At 70.5% G+C, this 5,531-nt stretch carries 4 protein-coding genes; 3 read left to right on the top strand and 1 reads right to left on the bottom strand.

The window, feature by feature from the left end:
• Positions 1-600: TerD family protein (locus GA0115259_RS13280; RefSeq protein WP_107469178.1), on the bottom strand; the 600-nt coding region annotated here is incomplete at its 3' end.
• Positions 601-787: 187 nt separating this feature from the next.
• Between GA0115259_RS13280 and GA0115259_RS13285 the strand changes: the two genes are divergently transcribed.
• From GA0115259_RS13285 to GA0115259_RS13295, 3 genes are all read left to right on the top strand, one after another.
• On the top strand, positions 788-1,951 hold the full coding sequence (locus GA0115259_RS13285) for an HpcH/HpaI aldolase/citrate lyase family protein (RefSeq protein WP_093595603.1): 1,164 nt from the start codon (positions 788-790) through the stop codon (positions 1,949-1,951).
• An 86-nt stretch (positions 1,952-2,037) separates the two neighbouring features.
• Positions 2,038-4,569 carry a phosphoribosyltransferase gene (locus GA0115259_RS13290; RefSeq protein WP_093595606.1) on the top strand — a complete coding sequence of 844 codons (2,532 nt, stop codon included), beginning with the start codon at positions 2,038-2,040 and terminating at the stop codon, positions 4,567-4,569.
• Positions 4,566-5,408 carry an HAD family hydrolase gene (locus tag GA0115259_RS13295; protein WP_093595609.1) on the top strand — a complete coding sequence of 281 codons (843 nt, stop codon included), beginning with the start codon at positions 4,566-4,568 and terminating at the stop codon, positions 5,406-5,408. Before GA0115259_RS13290 ends, GA0115259_RS13295 begins: the two co-directional genes overlap by 4 nt.
• The last annotated feature ends 123 nt before the right edge of the window (positions 5,409-5,531 follow it).

Consider the following 5,531-nt stretch of genomic DNA (forward strand, 5'->3'; position numbering starts at 1 on the left):
ATCGGCGGCCTGGGCGGGAGCGGGCGACGGCTCGTCGGCGGACTCCTCCGTCTCGTCCACCGAGATGCCGAACGCGGTGGCCAGACCGACCAGACCGGTCGGATATCCCTGGCCCACCGCGCGGAATTTCCAGCCCTCCCCGCGCCGGTACAGCTCACCGCAGATGATCGCGGTCTCCTCGCCGGTCTCCGGCCGTACGTCGAAGACGGCCAGCGGCTCGCCGTCGGCCGAGCCCGCGTCGTAGAGCAGGATCCGCAGATCGCTGACATGCTGGAAACTCGCGCCGTCGGAGGAGGCCGCGAGCACCACCTGGTCGACGGAGGCGTCGAGCGCCGCGAGATCGGCCTCGACGGTATCGGTCAACGCCTCGCCGACCTGCTTCTTGGGCAGCCGCCGGACCAGCCCGGACGGATGCCGGGGCTGGTTGTAGAAGACGAAGTCCTCGTCGGAACGCACCCGGCCGCCGGGCCCGAGCAGCAGGGCGGAGGCATCCACATCGGGGACCCCGGCACCCGGGGACCACCGCAGCACGGCTCGTACGGCCATGGCGTCGAGGGGGACGTTCGAGCCCTTCAGCATCGCGTGCGTCATGTCAGTCATCCTGCCTTCCCGTCACCCGTGCGGACAACGCGGGGGCGGCCCGATCCATCCACTACACCAAGGACATGGGCGCGAAGCGGACGAGTTACCTGGATTTCATGAACCGTGGGAACTCTTGACACCCGTCCGTACGTACTATTACCGGCCACATGCCCAACCGGCCACATCGGCAGTACGGGGGATTCACATGCGTCATTTCGGGCATATCCCGCCCGCTGCCCGGGAGGGACTGTTCCATCAGGAGCCGTGCGAGTTCACCGCGGGCTCTCCGGCCCGTCTCCTGGCGGCTGCTCTCGGGGCCACGCTCTACTGCCCGGCCACCCGGCCGCGGCTCGCCGACGACGTGGTGAAGCAGACCAGGCGCGGAGTCGTCTCCATGGTGCTCTGCCTGGAGGATTCCATCCATGACGCCGAGGTCGAGTCGGCCGAGGCCAATCTGGTCCTGCAGTTCGCCGATCTTGAGGAGCGTGGCGCGGCCACACCGCTGCTCTTCATCCGCGTCCGTGAGCCGGGACAGATTCCGGACCTGGCCCGGCGGATGGGCTCCTCGATCCGGCTGCTGTCCGGATTTGTACTGCCGAAGTTCACCGAGGAGCGCGGTACGCCCTTTCTGGAGGCGCTCGCGGAGGCGGAGAGTGCCACCGGCCATCAGCTCTACGCGATGCCGGTGCTGGAATCGCCCGAGCTGCTGCATCTGGAGACCAGGACGGAGACCCTCACCGGGATCGCCAATGTCGTCGACAAGTACCGCGACCGCGTGCTGGCGCTGCGACTCGGCGTCACCGACTTCTGCTCCGCGTACGGGCTGCGCCGATCGCCCGATATGACCGCGTACGACGTACGCATCGTGGCGGGCGTCATCGCGGATGTGGTCAATGTGCTGGGCCGCGCGGACGGCTCGGGCTTCACGATCACCGGCCCGGTATGGGAGTACTTCCGCTTGCAGGAACGTATGTTCAAGCCCCAGCTGCGGCGCAGCCCGTTCCTCGAAGGCCGCGCGGAGGAGCTGCGTACGGCCCTGATCGAGCACGATCTCGACGGGCTGCTGCGTGAGATCGAGCTCGACCGGGCCAACGGGCTGCTGGGCAAGACCTGTATCCATCCCTCCCATGTGCCGCCCGTCCACGCGCTGTCGGTGGTCAGCCATGAGGAGTTCAGCGACGCCCAGGACATCCTCCGGCCGGAGCGCGACGGAGGCGGAGTGCTGCGCTCGGCGTATACGAACAAGATGAACGAGGTGAAGCCCCACCGCGCCTGGGCCGAGCGGACCATTCAGCGCGCTGAGGTCTTCGGTGTCGCGCGCGAGGATGTCGGATTCGTGGAGCTGCTCACCGCCGGTCTCGGCGAGTGAGCGGCGCTGAACGGTCTGTGGCGAGCTCTGCGGAGGCGTCCGCAGAGCCGGCTGGGACGTCTGGACGGAAGGAAGAGAACGCCGAGATGGTCTGGTCGGGCACCTGGGTCGCCGAGCGGCTCGGAGTGCGGCTCGCGGGCGGCGAGGGACTACGGGATCTGCTGGGACTGGCGCTGCGCCGCAATCCCAAGCGGGCCCATCTCCTTGTCTCGAATGTGCTGGGCAAACATGTACCGCAACGACCCGAGGTCGTATACGGAACCGGCGTCCAACTGGGCGCGCGGGTACGGGAACTGCTCGGCGCGGACGTGGCGCGCGCCGTCGTCCTCGGCTACGCGGAGACCGCGACCGGACTCGGCCACGCGGTCGCGGACGGTGTGCGGCACGCGCCGTATCTGCACTCCACGCGCCGGCCGGTGCCGGGCGTGGAGCGGGCGGGCGGTTTCGAGGAGTCGCACTCGCACGCCACCTCGCATCTGCTGCTGCCGGAGGATCCCGCGCTGCTCGCCTCGGACGGCCCGCTGGTCCTCGTGGACGACGAGTTCTCCACCGGGAACACCGTCCTCAACACCATCCTCGCGCTCCATGAGCGCTATCCGCGCGGCTGGTATGTGATCGTCGCCCTGGTCGACATGCGCTCGGCGGCCGACCGAGGCCGGCTGGCGGACTTCGCGGAACGGATCGGCGCGCGCGTGGATCTGATCACGCTCGCCTCCGGGACGGTCCATCTGCCGGACGGCGTGCTGGAGAAGGGCCGCGCGCTGGTCGCGGAACACGAGAGCGCGGTACGGGCCGTGGCGGCCGAGGCTTCGCACGAAGCGGGCGCGGGCGGAGGCACGGGCGTCGGGACGGTTCTGCGGGTGGAGCTGGACTGGCCGGCCGGAGTCCCGGACGGCGGCCGTCATGGCTTCACTCCGGCCCACCGGGCCCGGCTGGAGTCCGCGCTGCCCGCCCTGGCCACCACTCTGGCCGATCGGCTCGCCGGCGCCGAACGCGTCCTCGTCCTCGGTTTCGAGGAGCTGATGTACGCGCCACTGCGGCTGGCCGAGGCGCTGGAGCGTATCTCCGACGCGGAGGTGCGGTACTCCACCACCACCCGGTCCCCGGTGCTGGCCGTGGACGATCCCGGATACGCCATACGCAGCCGTCTTGTCTTCCCGGCGCATGACACCGCCGCGTTCCCGGACGGCGACGGCACCGGCGACCGGTATGCCTACAACGTCGCGGGCGGCGGCTTCGACGCGGTGGTCGCGGTGGTCGACTCCCTCGCGGACTCACCGGAGTTGCACGGCCCGGACGGTCTGCTGGCCCAACTCGCCACGCACATACCGCGCGTGGTCCTGGCGGTTGTGCCCGCGTATCTTCCGGGCTCCTCGTACGGCTCCTCTTCCCACGCCGGCACTTCTTCGCACGCCAACTCTTCCTCGCACGACGCCGAACGGCAGGAACCTCCCATGCTGCCCGAACCCCTTCGCGGGCCCGCCTTCTCCTCCTACGCGCCCGACGACGTCGGCTGGCTCCTCCAGGACCTCTCCGACGTGGAGCTGGAGGCCCCGACGGAGGAGCGCGAGGAGGCGATCCAGAGCGGTGGCGCGCACTACGCCGAATCGCTTCCGGTCGAGTACCAGCCGAGCGCCGAGTACCAGGAGCTGTTCCTCTCCGCCCTGGAGACCTCGGCGGCCCGGATCGCGCATGCCGTCGGCACCGTCACCGAGACCGTGCTCGCCGAGCGCGCGTCCCGGCCCGTCCTGGTCTCCCTGGCCCGCGCCGGCACGCCCGTCGGCGTACTGATGCGCCGCTGGGCCCAGCGGCGGCACGGTCTGGACCTGCCGCACTACGCCGTCTCCATCGTGCGCGGCCGGGGCATCGACACCAACGCCCTGCGCTGGCTCGCCGCCCACCACGATCCCGCCGATGTCGTGTTCGTCGACGGCTGGACCGGCAAGGGCGCGATCACCCGCGAACTGGCCGACGCGCTGGCCGAGTTCGAGGACGCCAACCCAGGGACCAGTGGCTTCAAGCCGGAGATCGCCGTCCTCGCCGATCCTGGCGGCTGTGTACGGACCTATGGCACGCGCGAGGACTTCCTCATTCCCTCCGCCTGCCTCAACTCGACGGTCTCCGGGCTGATCTCCCGTACCGTCCTGCGGTCCGACCTGGTCGGCCCGGACGACTTCCACGGTGCCAAGCACTACGGCGAACTGGCCGGCGCCGATGTCTCGATCCACTTCCTGGACACCGTCGCGGCCCACTTCGAGGAGGTCGTGGACGCCGTGGACGCGGAGGTCAAGGAGCTGCTCGCGGCGGACCGGGCCCCGACCTGGGAGGGCTGGGCGGCGGTCGAGCGGATCAGCGAGGAGTACGGCATCCACGATGTGAACCTCGTCAAGCCGGGCGTCGGCGAGACGACGCGTGTTCTGCTGCGCCGGGTGCCCTGGAAGATTCTCGCCCAGCGCGGCGCGGGCGCGGACCTCGACCATGTCCGGCTGCTGGCGCGGCAGCGAGGCGTGCCGGTGGAGGAGGTCGACGGTCTGCCGTACACATGCGTCGGGCTGATCCACCCGAAGTACACCCGTGGCGCGACCGGAGCGGACGGCAAGGCGGTGACCGCGCTGTGAACGCGAACACCGAGCGCCCGGTCCCGGTCCTGGTCGCGAGTGATCTGGACCGTACGCTCATCTACTCGGCCGCCGCGCTTCAGCTCCCGATGCCGGACGCCGAGGCACCTCGGCTGCTCTGTGTCGAGGTGTACGGGAGCAAGCCGTTGTCGTATCTGACCGTGACGGCGGCCGGGCTGCTCGAAGGGCTTGCCCGTACGACCGTTTTCGTACCGACGACCACCCGGACCCGGGAGCAGTACGGCCGTGTCCATCTGCCGGGTCCCGCGCCGAGGTTCGCGATCTGCGCCAACGGCGGCCACCTTCTGGTCGACGGTGTCTCCGACCCGGCCTGGCAGGCGCGGGTGGCCGACCGGCTCGCCGACGAGTGCGCGCCGCTCGCCGAGGTCCGTGCCCATCTGCTCGCCGCCGCCGATCCGGCATGGCTCCTCAAGGAGCGGATCGCGGAAGACCTCTTCGCCTATCTGGTGGTCGACCGCACTCTGCTGCCCGAGGGCTGGGTGAAGGAGCTCTCCGGGTGGGCGGAGGGCCGTGGCTGGACGGTCTCTCTCCAGGGCCGCAAGATCTACGCCGTACCGCAGCCGCTCACCAAGAGCGCGGCGATGCGCGAGGTCGCCCGCAGGACGGGAGCCGAACTCACTCTCGCCGCCGGGGACTCCCTGCTCGACGCCGACCTGCTGCTGGCCGCCGACCGTGCCTGGCGGCCGGGCCACGGCGAACTCGCCGACACGGGCTGGAGCGCGCCGCACGTCGACGTCCTGGAGGAAACGGGCGTCGCGGCGGGCGAGGAGATCCTGCGACGCCTCACCCTGGCCGCCACCGCGCAGGGCACGGTTTGACCTGACCGTCGTCGCGCCGTACGCGTACGGTCAGGTCCGTACGGTCCGGTCAGCCGCAGCAGCCACCTCCGCAGCATCCTCCGCCGCCACCGCCGGTCGTGGCGGCCGGGCCCGGGGAGCCGG

Origin of the sequence: Streptomyces sp. MnatMP-M17 (genome assembly GCF_900091995.1) — a bacterium.
Lineage (GTDB): Bacteria > Actinomycetota > Actinomycetes > Streptomycetales > Streptomycetaceae > Streptomyces.

What these genes read in the sequence shown, in the direction of transcription:
- GA0115259_RS13285 (WP_093595603.1), top strand. Translation starts at nt 788, where the DNA reads ATGCGTCATTTCGGGCATATCCCGCCCGCTGCCCGGGAGGGACTGTTC.
- GA0115259_RS13290 (WP_093595606.1), top strand. Translation starts at nt 2,038, where the DNA reads ATGGTCTGGTCGGGCACCTGGGTCGCCGAGCGGCTCGGAGTGCGGCTC.